Origin of the sequence: Chloroflexus sp. (assembly GCF_034432675.1) — a bacterium.
Lineage (GTDB): Bacteria > Chloroflexota > Chloroflexia > Chloroflexales > Chloroflexaceae > Chloroflexus.
Genome location: NZ_DAOUBI010000187.1, coordinates 12,170 through 32,416, shown reverse-complemented (window position 1 = coordinate 32,416; position 20,247 = coordinate 12,170). Strand labels below are relative to the sequence as shown.

Below are 20,247 nucleotides of genomic sequence, written 5' to 3'. Positions count from 1 at the left end.
ACGGGCAATGTCGTGCTGGTCATCCTGGCAGTCAGTCTCCGTAGCCTGTCACAGTATAGGTGGCAACTTGAGTTATTATAGCATTATCGAGTCACAGATGTGATATTAGCCTGATAAAACAGACAGAGCACTGTCCAACAGTGCTCTGACGGGGTTGTGTTCGTTTATGGTACGGTTTTTCTACCCACGCAGCATCTGAATACGTTCGCGGATCGTCATGACTTCGCTGCGCAGACGGCTATCACTGTTAATCTCTTCGGCAATCTTCTCGCAACCGTACATCACAGTGGTATGGTCACGCCCACCGAGGAGATTGCCAATATCAACCAGCGAGCTTTCCGTCTCTTCGCGAAGCAGGTACATCGCTACCTGTCGTGGCACGACTACGTGGCGCGAGCGGTTTCGCGCCCGGAGTTGCTCTACTTCAATCCCGTAGTGCTCGCTCACAATTTGGAGAATAGCTTCGGCGCTGATCCGCCGGCGACGCTGATTGCCGAGCAAATCGGCCAGGGCAGCGGTTGCCGTCTCGATGGTGATCGGCGCACGGTTGAGCTCGGCGTAGGCCGCAACCCGATTGAGGCTACCTTCCAGCTCACGGATATTGCTCTGAATCTTGTGGGCTAGAAAGTCGATCACCTCATCGGGCACATGGACACTCATCTGCTCCGCTTTGGCGCGGAGAATGGCGGTGCGCGTTTCCAGATCAGGGGGTTGCACATCAACAATCAGACCCCATTCAAAGCGAGAACGCAACCGCTCTTCGAGGGTTAAAATGGCCTTCGGTGGACGATCAGAGCTAATCACAATGTGCTTGGCTGCTGAATGAAGGGTATTAAATGTGTGAAAAAACTCCTCCTGGGTCGCATCTTTACCGGCAATAAATTGAATATCATCAATCAGCAAGACATCGATGTTGCGATAGCGCATCCGAAACTCTTCAGTCTGCTGCCGACGAATGGCGTTAATTAAATCATTTGTGAATTTTTCTGACGACACGTACAGAACATTGATTTCCGGATCGCGGTCGAGGACGCGATTACCGATAGCGTGCAGCAGGTGGGTCTTGCCCAATCCTACACCGCCGTACAGGAAGAGCGGATTATACGCCTGACCGGGATTATCGGCAACAGCCAGGCATGCCGCGTGGGCCAGTCGGTTGCTCGAACCGACGATGAAACTGGAAAATGTATAGCGAGGGTTCAGCATACCCGATCGCATTGCGCTGGCCAGGTCGAGCTGAACTGCACGTTCGCTGGTGCCGTTACCCGACGTAAACGCTGGTGCCGGGGTCTCGGCAACAACAGGCTCTGACTCGCTCAGCAAGCGTGAACCATTGAGCAGGGGGGGTGAAGGCTCGGTACGTGAATTCAGGTTGGCAATCAACACCTGCACCTGTACCGGATACCCTACGACACGGGCGAGAGCATTACGCAGTGGCATGAGCAAACGATTCTCCAGCCCTTCCTTCTGCCCTGGTGACGAAACCCCAATGAAGGCTGCTCCATTATCGAGTGATAAGAGCGTAGCCGGTCGCAGCAGCACCTCGTAATCGTGACGCGAGGTCTGTGTTTGAAGGGCCGATAGTGTTGCTTTCCAAATTTGTGTTAGATTCACCCTGCGCCTCCTTGCGAGCCGTGCTTCACCTGCGTACACATAATGAATGACCCGCGCCGGGACGCGGGGAGGGCAACATCATTGTTGGTGTTTGCAGTGCGCTCGTGGTGAGAGCGGGCAGCAAGTCTTCTCTTGACGTGTTGTCATCATACTCGATCTGTTCTCATATTTCAAGCAACAAGATACAGGAAATCTATAACGGTTTCTTATAGTGATAGGCGGTGGTAGTGTCGTGTTTCTTGCGATCATCGTCAACCTAGGTGTATGTTATGTTGAGATTAAGTTGTGGATAATTGTGGATAACTCAATGGAGAAAGAGTTTGTTAAAGAGTGATTTTCCTCATTCCAATGCACTTAATAGCGATGAGTACAGCTAGCCTGCAAGAGCAGGGTGGATGTGGATAATGCGTGGAAAGTCGGGGAGAAGGAGGTGGATAAACGATCCGACCGCTGAAGAAAGACCGAGTAACGGAGAAGGTGTTGGGCATGCTCCCCATCTGAGGGCATCTAACATACGTGCGAGTAGTCAGTGGGTATACTGTGCTTATCCTTTCCCGACAGGGAACCTGTCTATTTAGACAACTTTCATTCAAGTGGGAACTTCCGCTTTCCGCGCTCAGGGATAATGTGCCGCCAGCATAGCGTGCGGAAACATGACTTTCGCACCGCTGCGTTTGTCGCCTCAGCCGCCGGGATACGTCTGCCCAGGGTTCACCGGTGGTATGGCTGTCACCATCGTCCCTCTCCATTCCACTCTCTGCTAAACCGATCAGGTGGTTCCGGTGCGCCTCCCGCTGCCGCCATGACGTAGAGTGAGAGCATACGGTGGTGGGCCGCACCGCATGTGCTGCTGCAACACGCGGTTTGCCCTGGCGCCGGCTTAGCTACTCTTTCTCCGCTTCTGGTATCTCAATCGGTGGTAACTCGTCTAAGCTGGTAAGACCAAACTGTTGTAAGAAGGTGGGGGTTGTCGCGTACAGAATTGGTCGGCCAAGCACCTCAAGCCTTCCCGCCTCACAAATGAGGTCGCGACTGAGCAGAGCGCGGAGGGCAGCACTGCTGTCAACGCCACGTATTGCATCGATCTGGGCACGAGTAATTGGCTGTCGGTACGCGATGATGGCCAGGGTTTCGAGGGCAGCATGCGAGAGGCGCTGGTTTTGCTGTGCACCGAGAAAACGCCTGATAGTCGGCGCAGCTTCGGGTGCACTGACAAACATCACGTGATCGTTGTGTCGTTGGAGTCGTATCCCGCGCTGAGCATAAATTGTACTTAGCTCATCAATAGCCTTCACAACCTCAGTCACTTCTACGTCAAGAGTGCGCGTCAGTTGGTCGAGTGTCATTGGTTCGGTAGCGACGAAGAGTAACGCTTCGATCAGTTGGGTAAGACTGGGTTGAGGGCTGTCTGGCAAGAGCGTTGACTGTGCTGGCAGATCGTGATCGGTCGCCAAAGGAGCTGTGTCGTGATTGTCTTGCGGTGGGGTCTGGTTATCCATAGCGATAATGTGTACCTGTGAAGAATGTTTGTGGTTTGTATTTGCAAATCGAAACCAACACTGTATGTTTACCCGACAATTGCCACTCATGGTATCATATCGAGTGCGATTGTGAGAAGGAAAGGACGTTGTCAATGGGAAAGCGCCGCCAGGGCATAACGCGCCGGCAAGTTATCGCCGGTTTCTTTACCATTCTTGGTCTGTTCATGCTGATTAACTATGTTCCGCTGGCATTAGCCGGTGACAGCCAGGTCTCGCGGATTGCACTCGCTGTACCACAGCCGATCATTGCTTTTCCTACCGCCTGGAGTCTGACTATTACCGGTATCATCATGCTCATCGCCGGCGGTTTGGGGCTGAGTAATCGTGCCCATCGTTGGGCAGATGGTCTGCTGTGGACAAGTGCAGTGTTGCTGTTTCCAGCGATCTTGATCTGGGCAGCCGCCGGTAAGCAGACCAATGCTACGGTCATGCTGAGCGAGTCACTACGTCTGGGGACGCCGCTGGCATTGGGAGCGTTGGCCGGGATTTGGGCTGAGCGTTCCGGCGTTATCAACATCGCTATCGAAGGCATGATGTTGATAGGAGCAGCGTTTGGTTTCGCCATCTTTGTCTTCACCGGCCAAATCTGGGTCGGTGTCCTGGGGGCTGTTGTTATCGGTGGCGTGATGGCTTTACTGCATGGTCTGCTCTCAATTTCATTTCGCACCGATCAGATCATTAGCGGTACAGTCGTCAATATTCTGGCAATCGGCATTACCGGCTACCTGCGCCGGCAGTATATCGTGACCGAGGGTGGTGGCCGCGTAACGCTTCCCTCCCTCTCGACCATGATCGCCGATGCCGGTTTCCCCGATCTGGCCCGCTCACTCGATTCGATCCCGGTATTGGGGACGATCATTTTCGGCGGGAAGCCAATCTTTTTTGCGATGCTGTTGCTGGTGATCACCACGCATATCGTGCTGTTCATGACCCGCTGGGGGTTGCGCACCCGTGCCGTCGGCGAGAATCCAAAGGCTGCCGACACCGTGGGTATCGCTGTCAACCGCATGCGCTATATTAATCTTTTCATCAGCGGATGTATTGCCGGTCTGGGTGGAGCCTGGTTCTCTATCGAGACGGTGGGCAATTTCGATGATGGCATGACCGCCGGCAAAGGCTTTATTGCGCTGGCAGCCATGATTTTCGGGAAGTGGATGCCGTTCGGTGCCTTTGGTGGTGCGATGTTGTTCGGATTTGCCGAGGCATTAGGTACACGCTTCCAAATCCTGCAAGTGCAGGTATTGGGTGGGCCGGTACCGGTGCAATTCCTGCAAGTCATCCCCTACGTGGTCACTATGATTGTGTTAGCAGGCTTGATCGGGCGTGCGGTGGGGCCGGCGGCTGTCGGTAAGCCCTACGAAAAGCAGTAAGAGTTAACCCAAGTTGCTTCCTTTGTCACCACAGAGACACAGAGGGCACAGAGGATGGGTACAATTTGGGTTGCTACCGTAAGGTGTGACGTAACACGTCGATGGGAACGTGCTGCTGAGCGCAGGTGGTAGCTTACATTAAGAGTCAAAACAAGATCAACAAGGCAGGAAGAATCTGCTGCTTCCTGCCTTGTGTGGCTTGCGGGAAGCGAAATTATGCTATCCCTTCGGCTTCAAGCCACACCTGGACATCGCTGTCGGTAGGGTTTGTCTTGCCACCGGGAATGTAGCGATACCGATCACCATACCCTTCCATCACCTGGTTGCGGAGTGCTTCAGCTTCAGCACTTGGATCGGTGTCTGGCACGCGCAACACCTCTCCAGAGACCAGATCGAGGTAGAAGCTAAAGGTAGGATCGGTTTCGCCAAGGGCGGCGCGAATTTGATCACGATTGATGTTAGCGGTCACGGCTTCCTCCAGTTGACTGACGACGGAATGCGAACGACCGTCGCATCACGCAAGATGGTACACGAATCTGCCCGCTCTTGCAAGTTGAGAGCATACGACTCATTGGTAGAGTACGCTAGCATTTGAGGGATTGCATGTTGATCGGCAATGTAATAGTATGACGACGGGATGCCTTTGTGATCGCAGGTGATGTTGGATGATTAGATTGCAGGAAGTTTTCGTGCGTTGCAACGTTTAATTGAATATAGCGTATAACATCATGTGAGGAATACCTGTGAGTGAATTACAGCCTGATGAAGCAGAGCTTGTTGCTCGTGCCTGTGCAGGCGATCAATCGGCCTGTGCGACCATTGTCCAGCGTTATACCGGTGTTCTGTATAATCAGGCATATCGTATGCTGGGTGACGCATTCGAGGCGGAAGATGCTGTTCAAGAAGTATTTCTACGGGCATTTCGTAATCTCCAGAGCTATGATCCGTCGCGCCGTTTGGTAACGTGGCTGCTGACGATTGGCTCGAATTATTGTATTGATCGCCTGCGTCGCCGGCGCTTCAACTGGTTAACCCTTGAAGATGTGGCATTTTGGCTGCCGAGCACGCAGCCAGGGCCGGAGCGAAGTGCATTGCAACGTGCGCAACAGGAAGTAGTGCAGCGGGCGCTACAGCGCCTCCCTGTTACCTACCGTGGAGTCACCGTGTTGCGCTACTGGTATGATCTGTCGTATGAAGAGATCGGTCAGGTGTTAGGCTTGACCGAAGCTACAGTGAAGACCCGGCTGCACCGGGCGCGCAAGATGTTGCAAGAGGCACTCGCCGCCGAGGAGGAGGTATGGAATATAGAGGGGATGATGAGTTGACCGATGCTGAATTGGCAGCAGCCGAAACCGAACTACGCATGTTGTTAGCGCGCTGGGGAGAGCCGCAAATGGCAGTCCCGCCGGCTAATTTGTCGGCGCGGATCGTTCGGCAATTGTCAGCTCCACCACCGGTTCGGCGATCCTGGTATCGATGGGTCTTGGTCCTGCCAGTCCTTTTTATGCTTATCGGTGGTTGGGGTTTACTGATTGACAGCAGTGGCCCGGCAATGCTGTTGGGCGATCCCGAAACGGGATTGGGACGGCTGGTGTTGGCAATGATTTTGATCGCCAAACCGTTATGGAACCTCTGGCTGTCAGCAGCATGGTGGTTATTGCCTGGCTTGCTACTTTTCCTTGGTGTGGGATGGTTTTGGTGGCGGTTGATCGTCGATACTCCACTTGCAGAGGTTCAAGAGGTTCACTAGATGTGGCAACGCTGGCTATTGCTCGGATTGCTGTTGTTTCTCGTGCCATGGGTGCCGCTATTTGCCGGCACGCACTCCTCACCTGCACCGGTGGTCGTTGCTGCCGGCGAACGTTACAGTGGTAACCTGTCAACCTTCGATCAACCGGTGATTGTGCTGGGCGAGGTTGATGGTGATGTGACAAGTTGGGCCGGCTCGATTACCGTGTACGGGATTGTGCGCGGTGATGTGGTGAGTTATACCGGCGCAATTGAGCTTGATGCGGGCGCAGTCGTAGAGGGGAATGTCCTGGCAATCGCAGGTGGTATTACGATTGCTAACCCGGTTACCTTGCAAGGTGCAGTGATCGGTATTGAACCCCTGGCTGGGGCCGCGCTGGTCACGTCGCTGGTTAATGTGCTCAGTGGACAGACATCGGGTCGGCGCTGGTTACCGCCGGGTAGTAATGCACTTATCACCTGGTTTGTTGTCTTATTACTAAGCATTGCTGTGACGTTGATCTGGCCCCGCCGTACCGCCGGGATCGGTCGTGCTCTCCGCGCTGCGCCACTGCGGAGTGCGCTGGTTGGCTTGCTCTCCACTGTTCTGGTCCTGCTGGCAATGCCATTCCTGCTTGGCCTGCTGACCCTGAGTCTGGTGGGACTGCTGCTCTTTATTCCACTGGTCGTGCTTTTGCACCTGCCCTATGTTGTCGGCTTTACCGGTATTGCGCGGGCAATCGCTGCAACCTGGCCACCTGCAGTGGCCTTGAGTCCGCCGTTAGCGACGGTATCAGGCGCATTGATCATGATCGTGCCATTGGTAATCATAAGCCTTGTTAGCCCGCTGGCAGGAATGCTGGCAGGTTATGCGATTGCCAGTTGGGGACTTGGGGCTGCCTTGATCAGCCGCGGTGGTGCATTACCGATCTGGCGTGATGCATAGTAAACAGACAGTTGCCGACTACGAACATAACCCAACGGTTTGATAGCGATAGGGGCAGGTAGCGATCTGCTACGACTCGTGAGGGTGTTCAGATTCGACGTGCGGTAAGTGCCTGCTCTTCAGGTCAAGGGTTGGAAGCTGGCTGTTGAAGCACATCTCCCCCTCTTCCTCGCCTTATCCTCCTCACTGCCGATGGGCTGATGATGTCACAATGGTGTGGCGTAGCAGCTCTGCGCCACACCATTGACAGTGTTTAGACCGGATTATGCACCCAGTCCTGCTGATAGTGAGACAAGACCAATAAGCAGGATGCAACTCAGCAAGATGCTCAGTATAATCAGCAGACTGGGATAGAGCAGCACGGCCAGTGTCGCTTTGCCGGTATCAAGCCGATGCACGACAGCCGTTCCGGTGATCAAGACAATCAACCCCCATCCCCAGGCGATGATACTGATCGGTAGGTTTAGCACTGGGATGAATGTTAGCGCATCAAGGGCATGAGGCGCTACCGAGAGCGAGCCTACAGCAACCATTGCTCGAATACCGCCCTGCCCGCCCAATTGACGGGCAGCGATGTGAGTCAGAACCACAGCCAGCAACATATCGCTTAGATATTCGAGCGGTTTTGACACTGTCTGACCGAGTGCCTGCAAGAAGAGGCTTACCGGTCGTGGTAAAAGTGTGGGCAGAGTAACCAGTTCGCGAACCATCTCGGCCAGTTCATCTGTGCTCTCTTCAAACAACCGCAACACTTCACGTTGTTCAGGGGTTGTGGCCGTTTGACGCTGCTGTTCGATAGCCTCGCGATAACCGATAACAAAGGCCGCAACTGTCCGATCAGGACTGGCGGAAGTGATCAATGCGCTGGCACTCTGAATGACACCAACCAGCAATCCAACCAGCAAGATGATCAGAAAACCACGACGCACGCCATCAGGGGCATCGCGCATCTCACTAAAGACACGCTGGTTCAATGTCAATGCGCCATTGAAGGTGTCGATCACAGACATATCAACTCCCTTGAGCACTGGCAATCAATAGTGCGAGTGCTCCACAACTGACCACGAGCAGGACAAGGATCAGCAGAATTGGTCCAATAAGTGTTGCCCAGAAAGCTCGCCATGCCGGTAGGTTATGGGCAGTACGAAGACCAAGGTAGCAGCCAATTAGACCGAGCAGGGTTGTGCCGGACGTAGTAGCGAAGGGAATGAACTGTACCGCAGCCAGCAGGTTTGCACCGCTGGCCAGGGCGGTGCAGCCGAGCGTTTGGGCAAACGTGCCATCGCCACCTAACGAACGGGCTGCCAGATGCGCAACAGTGCCGTAAATCAGCCAGCCCAGAACATACACCAATGGGGTGACGATGGCACCGACAAGACCACTCCATTGCAGATTACTAAACACCTCTGTCAACAGATTGAAGATTGGCTCAAAGGAAAAGTCGGGATTGATCTCTTGCAAACCGCTAAAGAGTGGTATGCGTTCAAAGGAACGTTGCAACACTTCGATCACCGCTGCCGGATCAGGAGTGGCCATTCTGCTTAGGATTCTACCGATCAGGCTGGCAATCCCAACAATGATCCCTACTGCGATCACGACGAGGAAGCCTTCGCGCAATGCATACGGATTGTCGCGTTGGGCGCGAAAGGTGTTGACGTCAAGCAGGAGGCCGGCTGTACTGAGTCGAACAAAACGAGCAAGTGACTCCATAGTTCATCCTGTTGCTTGTACATGTGCGTATACGGGCACTACTATTGTACACGTTGCGTGTGCTTGTGTGTCAGGTTGATCTTCCCGTATCGATAACAACTATTCTTCACAATGTGGGCTGTTTGTAGAGTTTGCCGTTGTTCACACCGGTATTATCATAATGTTGATGGTTGTTGATGGTTATGGGTTCGTTGTCAGGTTACGAATATAGGCTGCTCCCTTGCCCAGCCGGGTATTGATCGGTACACCGGCAGCACAGAGCGGACAAGTTTCAGCCGGATAACTTTCCAACGGTAATTCGGTAAGGGCGACCAATTGAGGAATACCAAGATCGGTTGCGGTGATGCCGCCGCGATTACAGAGAGCGCCAACGCCGATAACAGTTCCTCCGGCAGCGATTACCGCTTCCACGACCAGGCGGACTGAACCACCGGTTGTCATCACATCCTCAACAACCAGAACGCGCTTTCCGGCAATATGGGCATCATATCCGCGCCGGAAGACCCGTCGTTTGCCATTGTCATGCTGCTCTTCTTCAGCATAAACGGCCAGCACTTCACGTCCGCAGATCTGCGACAGGTGATGAGCCGTCCATTGTGCCATAATGACTCCACCAATGGTTGGCCCGGCAACGGTCTCGACCCCGGCGGTGGCAAAGTGTCCAGCCAGAGCAGCCCCCACCATGCTGGCCGCAGCTGTGTGTGGGTAGAGTGCGTCTTTGTTGACATAACTACTGCCGTGGCGCCCAGAGGTGTACACGATATGGTCGTTGGTGACAATTGCTCCTAATTCCTGAAGGATGGTCAAGAGATTCGCCTCGGTCATAAGCTTCTATCATTCCTGTTCCAATTCTGCAAGAATCCGTGCGACTGCGGTGACCGGATCGCCGATGGTTGCTGGCGGAGCAGTGATTGGCCGTCCGATGACCAGATAGTCGGCGCCGGCGCGCAGGGCGGCTGCCGGTGTCATAATGCGACGCTGGTCACCTTCTGCAGCCCACTGTGGACGAATGCCGGGGGTAACTATCCGCACGTGAGGGCAGGCAGCACGAATGGCACTCACTTCGTGCGGCGAAGCTACCACGCCATCAAGACCACAATCCTGCGTCATGCGAGCCAGATGAACTACGTAGTCGGTGATGTCCGACGTGACACGCAGTTCGCCGGCGAGTGCTGTGGCATCGAGACTGGTGAGCAAGGTAACGCCGAGCAGCAGTGGACGGTAGGGCATGCTTTGGGCTGCATTGACTGCGGCGCGGAGCATTGCGCTACCTCCACTACAGTGGAGTGTCAACATCTGGACTGCCGGGCCGAGATTGCAGACGGCGCGAACTGCACCGGCGACCGTGTTCGGAATGTCGTGCAGTTTGAGATCGAGAAAGACACTTCCGCCAACCGCAGTCATGGCGGATACAATCTGGGGTACGCCGACCGCAGAGCAGATTTCCAGCCCGACTTTATAGCCGCCAACCTGCCCGCGCAACCGGGTTGCTAAAGCAACTGCTGTATTCAGATCGGGTGTATCGAGCGCAACCAGTATCCGTTCGCGTGGCGCGAGACTCATACGATGAACCGCTCCAGTCTATCTCAGGTCGAACAACGTTATCAGGTGTGGATCAAAACATACACCGCAACCCCAATGATGGTTGCGGCCAGATACAGGCCAAAAGCAATGCGCATGAACAGCTTATAGTTGGTAAAGCGCCAGTGCTGCGGGAGCCATTCATTTCCAACCAGGACGACGTATACCCCAAAGACCATCGCAACCGTACCGATCACCTCATGAGCTGGCATTGCCACAAAGGCCGCTGCCGGCAGGGTGAGGTTTTCATCGGGCGACACATTCAGCAACGAGGGGATCATCACGCCGAATACGAGTGCGAGATTGACACCGGCAGCTCCCGTTTGTACCCAGCGGTGTGCGGTGTAGTACCCTTTCACGGCGAGATATGCGCCGATAGTGAAGGCAATCGCGACCAAAATACTCCCGATCAGCGAAATGTCTTGCGCAAACGTAGCTTTTGTGCCGAGGAAGCCATTCATTGCTGTACCTTGCTGTGCGTAAGGATAGCGCGGTTGATCCGTCTGGGTAACAGTGGCCCGTAGTAGACTAGTCCGGTGTAGAGCTGGATCAGGCTGGCACCGGCTTCCAACATACGTAACCCATCATCAGGTGTATGAATGCCTCCGACTCCAATAATCGGGAGGCGATTGCCTGTCAAACGGGCAATCAGGCGTACCACGTGAAGGGCACGTGCAGTCAGTGGTCTCCCGCTCAGGCCGCCGGCTTCGGCTGCCAGTCGCGGATTAACCCCGGTCAGTCCTTCACGACTGATCGTCGTATTGGTGGCAATGATACCGGCAACACCGTGGTCAGCGCAGACGGTCAACACCTCTTCTATGGCTGTATCGCTCAAATCAGGCGCAATCTTGACGAGAAGTGGCCGGGAGCCGCGCTGGTCGGTGCGACCCAATTCCACATTTTCGTGTTGCAGAGCTGCAAGCAGCGCACGCAACTGGTTGGCGTCTTGTAATTGGCGTAAGCCGGGCGTGTTTGGGGAGCTGACATTGATGGCGATGTACGCCGCATACGGAAAGAGCTGACGAAACGACGCCCGGTAATCATCAATTGCCAGTTCGAGAGGGGTAATCTTCGACTTGCCAATTGATACGCCAATCGGGATGGGTGGCGGCTGCAAGCGGTCCAATCGTCTGGCGAGGCTGGCAGCGCCTTGATTGTTGAACCCCATCCGGTTGATCAGCGCTTCCTGCTCTGGTAAGCGAAACAGGCGTGGCCGGGGGTTGCCCGGCTGTGGGTGATGGGTGACGGTGCCAACCTCGACGAAGCCAAAGCCCAGTGCTGCCCATGCCGGTATTGCCACACCATCCTTGTCCATGCCGGCGGCCAGCCCAACCGGATTGGGAAAAGGTATCCCGCAAACTGTGCGGTGGAGCCGTTGATCGCGAATTGTGGTCAGATGCCCGATGGTCTTGCACAACAGGCGTGAGCGACTGATCAACGCCAGTATATGCAAGGTACGTTCATGGGCCGTCTCGGCGTCGCCCCGACCGAGCCGAAACAAGATCGGGCGTATGCCGTAGCGGTAGAACAGTGCCTCAGAACGGTTCAACTCCCACCTCAGAAAGTTCATCGGCAAATCGCTCAATATCACGAGTGGTACGCAGACGGTCAATGCGACTCAGTAATCGTTTACGGTCTGCACTGCCATCAATCACTGCACGTTCCAGATATTGTTTCAGATACAGCTTAATCAGCTCTAACTGATCACTACTCAGGGGTTCTCCCTGCATATACTGCTCAATCGCCTCCGCCAACCGTCCGGTGATCTCTTCCATCCAGAAACGAGGAGGACGGGCAACTGGAAACGGATAGGGATAGTCAGGATTAGGCACGAAGATCAATGGGCCGATCACCTCGGCATTTTCGGGCAACGGATCGGTCGTCATACCACTTCCTAATGGATTTGCAAACCCAACAGACGATACAATCGATCAAAATCGAAGTGCGCATCAAGCAATTCGGTAAAGCGGCGCAGTTTTGCTTCTTGGTGAAACCGAACTCGGCCAAATAACCGCTCAGCGCGATCAACGGTGCTCAACGTGTCATCGGCAACCAGAATAATCGGTACTTCCAATTCGGCAGCCCGATCCATCACCTGCATCGTTGGCCGGATATTACCGGTCAGCACCAGGGCATTAGTGCTCGTTTGCAAGGCGATCAACTGTAGATCGCTACGGTCGCCGCCGGTAATCACCGCCTTATTGGCCCGGCGACGGAAGAATGAGAGGCTTGCCTCAGCGCCCATTGCCCCAATCATCAACGAATCGAGCATCTTTTCACCCCATTCGGGCCGCCCAATGAGCTGCCCGCCAAGATGTTGAGCCAGCTCGTTCACCGTTACCCCGGAGAGCAAGCGGTCACGTGGTAGAATACCCAGCACCGGAATCCCACGCCCCTCCAGGAATGGGGTGACCCGATTACGCACAAACTCGCGGTGTGGTTCTTCAACCTGATTGATCAACACTCCAAGCAGGCGATCTCCAACATAACGCTGCACGCTCAGAATGGTATCAACCGATAGGGTTGACGTGTAACGGCAGACGAGCAGACCAGGAGCCTGTAATATATCCGTAACCTGATCGGCGGTCAGATCGACCAATGCTCCCTCGGCCCAGGTGTTTGTCCCTTCGAGGACAACAATATCTTTCTGACGCGACACGGCCAGGTAAGCATCGCGCAGCGTTTTGGCAAATGAGTGCGGTTGTCCACGTAAAATGGACTCGATCACTCCCGGTGTAATCAATACCGGCGCCACCTGCTCCATTGGCGCCTCCAGGCCGATGGTTTGGCGGATAAAGGCAGCATCTTCATCGAGAACCGCATCAGGTGTGTGCGTTACCGAAACACTCACCGGCTTCATATACCCGACACGAAAACCGTCTTGTTGCATCCGCCGCAGCAATCCCACACACACCGCACTTTTGCCGACGTAGGTTTCGGTTGAGGCGACATACAGTGTTGCCATCATTGCCTCCATTAGTTGAGGATGATCCGGGCATCGAGGACGATTGCGCCCTCACCTTCATGATGGACGACGAGTGGATTGATATCCATCTCGACAATTTCCGGGAAATCGGTCACCAATTGACTCACCCGCAGCACCGTCTCTTCAATCGCTGCGATGTCAGCCGGTGCTTCGCCACGCACACCACGTAAGAGCGGGTATGCACGGATCGAACGTATCTGTTCCTGCACCTCTTCAACACTGAGTGGTGCGAGGCGGAAGGCAACATCTTTCAACACTTCGACATAAATGCCTCCCATTCCCACCGCAATAAGTGGTCCGAACTGCGGATCGCGACTCACGCCGACCAAAACTTCACGGCCTTTACGAACCATCTCCTGTACCAGTACGCCCCAAATGCGGGCAGAAGGCAGGTACTTGCGTGCCCGGTATTCGATCAGTTCAAATGCATCGCGTACCGCACTCGCGTCACTCAGACCAACTCGAACGCCGCCAATATCACTCTTGTGCAGAATATCGGGGCTGGATATCTTCATCACGACCGGATACCCGAACTCATTGGCAATCGCGACCGCTTCGTCGGGAGTTTGGGCCAGGCGGCTTTTCGGCAGACGCATACCATACGCCTCGATCACTTCCCTCGCCTCAACTTCGCCTAGCTCTACCCGACCGGCTTCACGCACACTCGCGAAGAGGCGGGCAACCCGTTCGCGATCAACCGAAAAGGTACGATAGGTTGGAGTGGGACGGCGTTGCCAGAGCGATTGCCGGTACATTGCGGCCAGTGATTGGACGGCCCGTTCCGGGAAGAGATAGTTGGGGATACGCACAGCATTGAGCGCCTGCACCGCTTTTTCGATACTGGCGCCACCCATAAAACTGGTTACTACCGGCTTATCGGTGCCTTTGGTGAGATTGATAATCAGGTTAGCGGTCGTCAGGGGTTCAGAGACAGCCTGGGGAGTGAAAAGGATAATCAAGCCGTCCACGTTGGGATCGGCCAGGGCGGCTTTAATCGCCACAGCGTAGCGATCCGGGGTTGCATCACCGATCACATCAATCGGGTTAAAGACATTCGCATTCGGTGGTAATGTTTCCTGCAAATGCCGAATGGTTTCGGGCATAAATTCGGCCATTGCCAGCCCACTACGTTCGACGGCGTCGGTGGCGATGATCCCTGGCCCACCGGCATTGGTAACAATCGCAATCCGGTTCCCGCGGATCATCGGCTGATAGGCAAAGACCAGCGCCAGATCGAACAGCTCGTTCAGGGTGCGGGCGCGCAGAATACCACTTTGCGCAAACGCTGTTTCATAGGCAGCTTCAGAACCGGCCAGCGAGCCGGTGTGTGACGAAGCGGCGCGGGTTCCGGCAGCCGTCGTGCCACTTTTGATGGCAACAACCGGTGTCGTCTTAGTCACTTCGCGAGCCACGCGGATAAAACCGGGGCCATCGTCGATAGCTTCGAGATAGGCCAGTATCACTCTAGAATGCTCATCGCGATTCCAGGCTTCTAGCAGCGCTACTTCATCAACATCTGTCTTATTACCCAGACTGACAAAACGCGAGAAGCCGATGCCCTGCTGTTGACTCCAATCAAGAATTGCGGTACAAATTGCACCCGACTGCGACATCAAGGCGATGTTGCCGGGGAGGGGCATAGCATTCGCGAATGAGGCGTTCAGCTTGCTGATGGTGTCAATGATACCGAGCGAGTTGGGGCCGATCATGCGCATGCCGTACCGGCGCACGGTAGCTAACAGTTCGCGTTCCAGTTCGCGTCCGGCACCGCCAACCTCTTTAAAGCCGGCAGTAATGACGACCAGTCCTTTGATCCCCTTTCGACCGCATTCATCAACCGCTGCAATCACGTGTTGCGGTGGAATCACGACCACGGCCAGATCAATCGGATTAGGAACATCAAGCACTGAAGGGTAGGCGCACAATCCAAGCACTTCGGTTGCGCGGGGGTGAATGGGATAGATATTGCCTTGATAACCGTGATCGAGAATATTTTTCAGAACACGGTGGCCGAGACGCGCCGGGTCAGGTGACGCGCCAATCACGGCTACCGATTGTGGAGAGAAGATAGCTTCTAGCATGGTTATGGGTGCTCCTTTTTCGCACACCTTGCGCTTTCATCATAACCGATACAGCCGCTGGCGACAAGCGCAGGTTCAGGATGCGTATGTACGCATCCTGTAATGCATGGTGCTCAGCCCGGTTACAAGAGTGGTGAGAACAGGCATTAATCGGTTGCCGGCGCGGGGACAGTCGCCGGTGCAGGAATCAGAAGGAGCCAGTGCTCAAGTGCGCCCAGCGTAAGGAGGCTGGCCAACAGGGCAAGCCGAATGGCTGCCGGATCACCGATGTGGGCACCGATACTCAGCCATAGCATCAGTGCCAGCAATGTGCTTACCGAGACGCTGGGGCGGAAAAAGGCACTTGGTGGCCCTGGTTGCCAGTAGCTGGCCAGGAAGGCAAGATGCGCCGGAAAAAGATCAACCTGGAGCGAGCGTACCCCATACAGGACGTTCAGTTTGGCGCTCTGTTGCAGTGCCCAACTCAGGCCAAAGGTCAATGGCCCCAGCCAGTGGCTTGCATCCTGGAGCAGCCAGACCAGCAGGCCCAGTTCGAGCAGACAGCTCAATTGATGGTAAAAGTGGGTGCCAAGGGCGTAGTAGAAGCGTTGAAATCCACGAGCGTCAGGTGGACAGGGCTTGCGGCGTGGGCCGGCCAGGATACCACTGTAGAACGCAAGCTCGTGCCAGGCCCAGATCAACATACTGGCAGCAAAAGCCCGGTAGGCCCCGCCTGCGCTCAGATCGTGGCGGGTTGCGAGCAATTCACTGTGGGCGAAGATCAAGACCGGCAGGCTAAGAAATACCGCCCATCCGGCAACCCATTGCCCGCGTCGGTTCAGCCAGATCAAACCAAAGGTGAGACCCAACCATAATGCAACGACCGTGAGTAAGGGCAACAGGTAATAGAAGGCGATATCAGACCAGATCATAGCCTGCACTTTCTATACGTTTTTGCACTAATGTCATAATTGTACACGAAATGAAGAAAATAGTGAAGGAGGACGGCGGGAGGCGAGTGAAAACGGTGCCTGGCACTGGGCCGGGAAGACCGTACCCTTACGTGAGCCTGATGAACGGGGAAGGATGAAGGCGGTCTGGACGTCAGTAGGGGCACGGTATGCCGTGCCCCTACTCCTCGCTACTCATCTTCTTCTTCGCGCTCGGCCAGTTTCCGATCCAGCATCAACAGGCCAACGCCATCATTCCCGATGAGCTTAAGGTGCTGAATGATCTCGTCAGCGTTCTTCTCTTCCTCAACCTGCTCATCAATGAACCACTTCAACATACTCATCGTGGCGTAGTCGTTCTCCTGCGCGGCCAGCGCATAAATGGCATGGATCGACGCCGTAACCCGTTGCTCATGCGCCAGCGCATGCTCGAAGGCGTCAAGCGGTGACGCATACTCGTTTTGCGGCTCGTCAATCGCACCGAGGGTTACTCGACCCCCACGATCATTCACGTAGTCGAAGAAGCGGAGAGCGTGCTCACGTTCTTCTTCGCTTTGGATGCGGAACCAGTGTGCAAAACCAGTCAACGACAGCGACTCGAAGTAGGCGGCCATAGCCAGATAGGTATACGAAGCGGCGTATTCATAGGTAATCTGGCGATTCAATGCCTGTTGAATCTTTTCACTAAGCATGAGGTTCTCCTTTACTGAATAAACCGTATTATCATGATACAGCAACTTTGCTTATGTTGCCTGCTCTTGCGCCCGAATCGTTCTTGACAAGCTGGCACGGGCCGCGTATAGTGCGAAAGCAAGATGGACGGGCCTGAAAGACGGACATTACATCATAATAGGAATTATCACATGGGCGAAAAAGTTGTGATTGTTGAGTCGCCGGCAAAGGCGCGGACGATTCAAAAATATCTGGGCAAAGGCTACAAGGTTGCTTCGAGTATGGGTCATGTGCGTGATCTGCCCAAGAGCGGCCTTGCAATCGATATTGAACACGATTTTGCGCCTTCGTATGAGATTGTTAAGCCAAAGGTTGTCAGCGAGTTGAGCCAGGCTCTGCGCAACGCCGAGGCGGTCTACCTGGCGACTGACCCGGATCGGGAAGGTGAGGCGATTGCCTGGCATATTACGCAGGCGGTCAAGCTGCCGAAGAAGACGCCGGTGTATCGAGTGGTCTTCCAGGAGATTACCCGCAATGCTGTGCAGCAGGCGTTGCAACAACCGCGCCAGATCAATCAGAGTCTGGTGGAAGCGCAGCAGGCCCGGCGCGTGCTTGATCGGCTGGTCGGCTACCAGTTAAGCCCGTTGCTTTGGGATAAAGTAAAGCGAGGCTTAAGCGCCGGACGTGTGCAGTCGGTTGCCGTGCGCTTGATTGTCGAGCGTGAACGGGAGATCGAGCAGTTTCAACCGCAGGAATACTGGACTATTGAAGCCGATCTGCTGAAAGAGGCCGGTGTTGCCCCGCGCGATCTCTTCCGGGCGGTGCTGATTGAGCGCGATGGGAAGAAGCTTGAAAAGTTTTCAATCGAGAACCGCGAACAGGCCGAGGCGATTGTGGCCGATCTGCAGGGGGCTGCCTATGCCGTCGTGCGGGTGACACGGCGCGACAAGCGGCGCAGCCCGGCTCCTCCCTTTACCACCAGCACCCTGCAACAAGAGGCAGCGCGCAAGTTGGGCTTTAGTGCCAAGAAGACGATGACCCTCGCCCAGCGCCTGTACGAAGGCGTTGATATTGGTGGTGAGGACGGGATGGTCGGTCTGATTACCTATATGCGTACCGACAGCGTCCAGGTTGCTGCGGAAGCGCAGGCCGAAGCGCGTGATGTTATTGGTAAGCGTTTCGGCAAAGAGTATCTGCCCGATCAGCCGCCGGTGTACAAGACGAAGGCGAAGGGTGCCCAAGAGGCACACGAGGCGATTCGCCCAACCAGTAGTGCCCGTTTGCCCGAACAGTTGAATGGAAAGCTTGAAAACGATCTGTGGCGGCTTTACGATCTGATCTGGAAGCGGTTTATTGCCTCGCAGATGGCACCGGCAGTCTTCGATAGCACAACCGTTGATATTACTGCAACACCGGTCGTTGCCGGTGCGCCGGCGTACCTCTTCCGCGCTACCGGATCGGTGCTCAAGTTCCCCGGTTTTCTCGCTGTCTACAACGTAAGCCTTGATGAAGGCGAAGAAGACGAAGACAGTGAACGTCGCTTGCCGCCATTGGCTGAAGGGGAAGCGTTGCAACTGGTTGAGCTGTTGCCGATCCAGCACTTCACTGAACCGCCGCCCCGCTACACCGAGGCCAGTCTGGTGAAAGAGCTGGAGCGGCTCGGCATCGGACGGCCTAGTACCTACGCCTCGATACTCTCGACGATTCAAGAACGCGAATATGTCGAGATGGTCGATAAAAAGCTGATCCCGACAACGCTGGGGCGGGTGGTAACCGGTTTGCTGGTGGAGCATTTCGGCAACATTGTCGATTACGATTTTACCTCGGCCCTGGAACAGCAGCTCGATGATATTGCGGAAGGATCGAAGAAGTGGGTGCCGGTGCTGCGCGAGTTCTACGGCCCCTTCCGTTCAACGCTTGAACAGGCGCAGCGCCAGATGCGCAATGTCAAACGCGAAGAGATCGTCACCGATCTCGACTGTCCGAAGTGTGGTCAGGGGAAACTGGTGATTCGCTTTGGCCGGAACGGTGAATTTCTGGCCTGCTCACGCTACAACCGCGAAGGCGACGGTGAGTCGTGCGATTTTACCAGTAATTTTCACCGTGATGAACAAGGTCAGATTGTGATTGACAAGGCCAGTGCGCCTGAGACGAGCGATGTGCTGTGTAATGTCTGTGGCCGGCCCATGGTGATCAAAAAGAGCCGCTTCGGCCCCTTCCTCGGCTGTTCGGGCTACCCGGAATGCAACAACACCCGCCGGATTGGGCGCGACGGCAAACCGGTGCCGCTCCCCGAACCGACCGGTGTGCAATGCCCGAAGTGCGGCGAGGGTGAATTGCTGCGCCGGCGAGGAAAATTTGGCCGCCCGTTCTACGGCTGTTCGCGCTACCCGAAGTGTGACTACATCACCAACACGCTCGATGAGGCACAGGCGGGTGAGGCACCGGCAGAGCCGGCAAAGAACGAGCCTGCGTTACCCTCACCTTCCCGTTCATCAAAGCGCACCCGCAAGAGTGCTTGAGCGCTCGTCTGGATCATCTATATTGGCTTTACGGTATGGGCAGGCGGAGGCAACATCTTTGCCTGCCCTGGGCGTGTCTGGGTGCAAGCCCGCCCTTCTGGTTGTGAGAGCTACCCCCCCGGCGATCCGCATTGGTATCGTGGAGGGTTGGATTAAAGTGCGATAGAAGCCATCGCTCGTGATCGCACCATCACGCTGGCGGTGTTCGCCGCTGAACAAGTAGTCGTATCTCTTTCCGGAGAGGATACTGTTTCCAGCCGGATTGCCTGTAGCGCATCGCTTGGAGTGCGGCAGCCATGCTGCCGCACCAACCGTGCTCATGAGCAGGTGCAGATTGTGGTGGATTCCCTTGCCGGGACGCGACTCCGGTAAACGGTAAGCATGAACGTAAGCCGGAAGTCCATTTCTCTGGGCGATTGTACCGGTGCATCGCTGACAACGCAGCGTCGTATCTCTTTCCGGAGAGGATACTGTTTCCAGCCGGATTGCCTGTAGCGCATCGTTTGGAGTGCGGCAGCCATGCTGCCGCACCAACCGTGCTCATGAGCAGGCGCAGATTGTGGCGGA

At 55.2% G+C, this 20,247-nt stretch carries 19 protein-coding genes; 5 read left to right on the top strand and 14 right to left on the bottom strand.

Annotation, left to right across the window (positions count from 1 at the left end; translation table 11 throughout):
• Window positions 1–180: 180 nt before the first annotated feature.
• Both dnaA and scpB read right to left on the bottom strand, forming a co-directional pair.
• A complete protein-coding gene (dnaA, locus tag VAE55_RS14535; RefSeq protein ID WP_322816468.1) occupies window positions 181–1,614 on the bottom strand; it encodes a chromosomal replication initiator protein DnaA in 1,434 nt (477 codons plus the stop codon).
• Window positions 1,615–2,498: 884 nt separating this feature from the next.
• The gene (scpB, locus tag VAE55_RS14530) at window positions 2,499–3,113 is read right to left on the bottom strand and encodes an SMC-Scp complex subunit ScpB (protein ID WP_322816467.1); all 615 of its coding nucleotides are present in this window, start codon (window positions 3,111–3,113) and stop codon (window positions 2,499–2,501) included.
• Between the two features lie 134 nt (window positions 3,114–3,247).
• Here scpB and VAE55_RS14525 point away from each other — a divergent pair, with 134 nt between their 5' ends.
• Window positions 3,248–4,525 carry an ABC transporter permease gene (locus tag VAE55_RS14525; RefSeq protein ID WP_322816466.1) on the top strand — a complete coding sequence of 426 codons (1,278 nt, stop codon included), beginning with the start codon at window positions 3,248–3,250 and terminating at the stop codon, window positions 4,523–4,525.
• A gap of 214 nt (window positions 4,526–4,739) precedes the next feature.
• On the opposite strand, the gene VAE55_RS14520 is transcribed toward VAE55_RS14525, so the two are convergent.
• Window positions 4,740–4,994 carry a UPF0158 family protein gene (locus tag VAE55_RS14520; RefSeq protein WP_322816465.1) on the bottom strand — a complete coding sequence of 85 codons (255 nt, stop codon included), beginning with the start codon at window positions 4,992–4,994 and terminating at the stop codon, window positions 4,740–4,742.
• 274 nt (window positions 4,995–5,268) lie between these two features.
• Here VAE55_RS14520 and VAE55_RS14515 point away from each other — a divergent pair, with 274 nt between their 5' ends.
• From VAE55_RS14515 to VAE55_RS14505, 3 genes are read left to right on the top strand one after another with little or no spacing between them, the layout of a single operon-like run.
• The gene (locus tag VAE55_RS14515; RefSeq protein WP_322816464.1) at window positions 5,269–5,850 is read left to right on the top strand and encodes an RNA polymerase sigma factor; all 582 of its coding nucleotides are present in this window, start codon (window positions 5,269–5,271) and stop codon (window positions 5,848–5,850) included.
• Complete coding sequence (locus tag VAE55_RS14510; RefSeq protein ID WP_322816463.1) at window positions 5,823–6,275, top strand: hypothetical protein; 453 nt, start codon at window positions 5,823–5,825, stop codon at window positions 6,273–6,275. The genes VAE55_RS14515 and VAE55_RS14510 overlap by 28 nt, the downstream gene beginning before the upstream one ends.
• On the top strand, window positions 6,276–7,199 hold the full coding sequence (locus VAE55_RS14505) for a polymer-forming cytoskeletal protein (protein WP_322816462.1): 924 nt from the start codon (window positions 6,276–6,278) through the stop codon (window positions 7,197–7,199). It abuts the gene before it with no gap.
• 263 nt (window positions 7,200–7,462) lie between these two features.
• Here the strand turns inward: VAE55_RS14505 and VAE55_RS14500 are convergent, their stop codons facing one another.
• The 11 genes from VAE55_RS14500 to VAE55_RS14450 form a co-directional block, all read right to left on the bottom strand.
• Window positions 7,463–8,209 (bottom strand): Yip1 family protein, encoded by a 747-nt coding sequence (locus tag VAE55_RS14500; protein WP_322816461.1) that lies wholly within the window; start codon window positions 8,207–8,209, stop codon window positions 7,463–7,465.
• Between the two features lies 1 nt (window position 8,210).
• On the bottom strand, window positions 8,211–8,909 hold the full coding sequence (locus VAE55_RS14495) for a Yip1 family protein (RefSeq protein WP_322816460.1): 699 nt from the start codon (window positions 8,907–8,909) through the stop codon (window positions 8,211–8,213).
• Between the two features lie 180 nt (window positions 8,910–9,089).
• The gene (locus VAE55_RS14490; RefSeq protein WP_322816459.1) at window positions 9,090–9,734 is read right to left on the bottom strand and encodes a phosphoribosyltransferase family protein; all 645 of its coding nucleotides are present in this window, start codon (window positions 9,732–9,734) and stop codon (window positions 9,090–9,092) included.
• 9 nt (window positions 9,735–9,743) lie between these two features.
• Complete coding sequence (gene pyrF, locus VAE55_RS14485; RefSeq protein ID WP_322816458.1) at window positions 9,744–10,472, bottom strand: orotidine-5'-phosphate decarboxylase; 729 nt, start codon at window positions 10,470–10,472, stop codon at window positions 9,744–9,746.
• A gap of 41 nt (window positions 10,473–10,513) precedes the next feature.
• Entirely contained in the window at window positions 10,514–10,951 is a 438-nt protein-coding gene (locus VAE55_RS14480) for a hypothetical protein (RefSeq protein WP_322816457.1), read from the bottom strand.
• Window positions 10,948–12,039, bottom strand: a complete 1,092-nt coding sequence (locus VAE55_RS14475) for a quinone-dependent dihydroorotate dehydrogenase (protein ID WP_322816456.1) — start codon at window positions 12,037–12,039, stop codon at window positions 10,948–10,950. The genes VAE55_RS14480 and VAE55_RS14475 overlap by 4 nt, the downstream gene beginning before the upstream one ends.
• Entirely contained in the window at window positions 12,026–12,376 is a 351-nt protein-coding gene (locus VAE55_RS14470; RefSeq protein WP_322816455.1) for a hypothetical protein, read from the bottom strand. The genes VAE55_RS14475 and VAE55_RS14470 overlap by 14 nt, the downstream gene beginning before the upstream one ends.
• An 8-nt stretch (window positions 12,377–12,384) precedes the next feature.
• A complete protein-coding gene (locus VAE55_RS14465) occupies window positions 12,385–13,455 on the bottom strand; it encodes a phosphotransacetylase family protein (protein WP_416181206.1) in 1,071 nt (356 codons plus the stop codon).
• 11 nt (window positions 13,456–13,466) lie between these two features.
• A complete protein-coding gene (gene acs / locus VAE55_RS14460) occupies window positions 13,467–15,557 on the bottom strand; it encodes an acetate--CoA ligase alpha subunit (RefSeq protein WP_322816453.1) in 2,091 nt (696 codons plus the stop codon).
• 146 nt (window positions 15,558–15,703) lie between these two features.
• Complete coding sequence (gene puhE, locus VAE55_RS14455) at window positions 15,704–16,468, bottom strand: putative photosynthetic complex assembly protein PuhE (RefSeq protein ID WP_322816452.1); 765 nt, start codon at window positions 16,466–16,468, stop codon at window positions 15,704–15,706.
• Window positions 16,469–16,677: 209 nt separating this feature from the next.
• Window positions 16,678–17,178, bottom strand: coding sequence for a ferritin (locus tag VAE55_RS14450; RefSeq protein ID WP_322816451.1), 501 nt, complete (start codon window positions 17,176–17,178; stop codon window positions 16,678–16,680).
• A 171-nt stretch (window positions 17,179–17,349) separates the two neighbouring features.
• On the opposite strand from VAE55_RS14450, the gene topA reads away from it, so the two are divergent.
• Window positions 17,350–19,680 (top strand): type I DNA topoisomerase, encoded by a 2,331-nt coding sequence (gene topA, locus VAE55_RS14445; RefSeq protein WP_322816450.1) that lies wholly within the window; start codon window positions 17,350–17,352, stop codon window positions 19,678–19,680.
• Window positions 19,681–20,247: the final 567 nt, after the last annotated feature.

What these genes read in the sequence shown, in the direction of transcription:
- scpB (WP_322816467.1), bottom strand. Translation starts at nt 3,113, where the DNA reads ATGGATAACCAGACCCCACCGCAAGACAATCACGACACAGCTCCTTTG.
- VAE55_RS14525 (WP_322816466.1), top strand. Translation starts at nt 3,248, where the DNA reads ATGGGAAAGCGCCGCCAGGGCATAACGCGCCGGCAAGTTATCGCCGGT.
- VAE55_RS14510 (WP_322816463.1), top strand. Translation starts at nt 5,823, where the DNA reads ATGGAATATAGAGGGGATGATGAGTTGACCGATGCTGAATTGGCAGCA.
- VAE55_RS14505 (WP_322816462.1), top strand. Translation starts at nt 6,276, where the DNA reads ATGTGGCAACGCTGGCTATTGCTCGGATTGCTGTTGTTTCTCGTGCCA.
- VAE55_RS14500 (WP_322816461.1), bottom strand. Translation starts at nt 8,209, where the DNA reads ATGTCTGTGATCGACACCTTCAATGGCGCATTGACATTGAACCAGCGT.
- VAE55_RS14495 (WP_322816460.1), bottom strand. Translation starts at nt 8,909, where the DNA reads ATGGAGTCACTTGCTCGTTTTGTTCGACTCAGTACAGCCGGCCTCCTG.
- VAE55_RS14490 (WP_322816459.1), bottom strand. Translation starts at nt 9,734, where the DNA reads ATGACCGAGGCGAATCTCTTGACCATCCTTCAGGAATTAGGAGCAATT.
- pyrF (WP_322816458.1), bottom strand. Translation starts at nt 10,472, where the DNA reads ATGAGTCTCGCGCCACGCGAACGGATACTGGTTGCGCTCGATACACCC.
- VAE55_RS14480 (WP_322816457.1), bottom strand. Translation starts at nt 10,951, where the DNA reads ATGAATGGCTTCCTCGGCACAAAAGCTACGTTTGCGCAAGACATTTCG.
- VAE55_RS14470 (WP_322816455.1), bottom strand. Translation starts at nt 12,376, where the DNA reads ATGACGACCGATCCGTTGCCCGAAAATGCCGAGGTGATCGGCCCATTG.
- VAE55_RS14465 (WP_416181206.1), bottom strand. Translation starts at nt 13,455, where the DNA reads ATGGCAACACTGTATGTCGCCTCAACCGAAACCTACGTCGGCAAAAGT.
- acs (WP_322816453.1), bottom strand. Translation starts at nt 15,557, where the DNA reads ATGCTAGAAGCTATCTTCTCTCCACAATCGGTAGCCGTGATTGGCGCG.
- puhE (WP_322816452.1), bottom strand. Translation starts at nt 16,468, where the DNA reads ATGATCTGGTCTGATATCGCCTTCTATTACCTGTTGCCCTTACTCACG.
- VAE55_RS14450 (WP_322816451.1), bottom strand. Translation starts at nt 17,178, where the DNA reads ATGCTTAGTGAAAAGATTCAACAGGCATTGAATCGCCAGATTACCTAT.
- topA (WP_322816450.1), top strand. Translation starts at nt 17,350, where the DNA reads ATGGGCGAAAAAGTTGTGATTGTTGAGTCGCCGGCAAAGGCGCGGACG.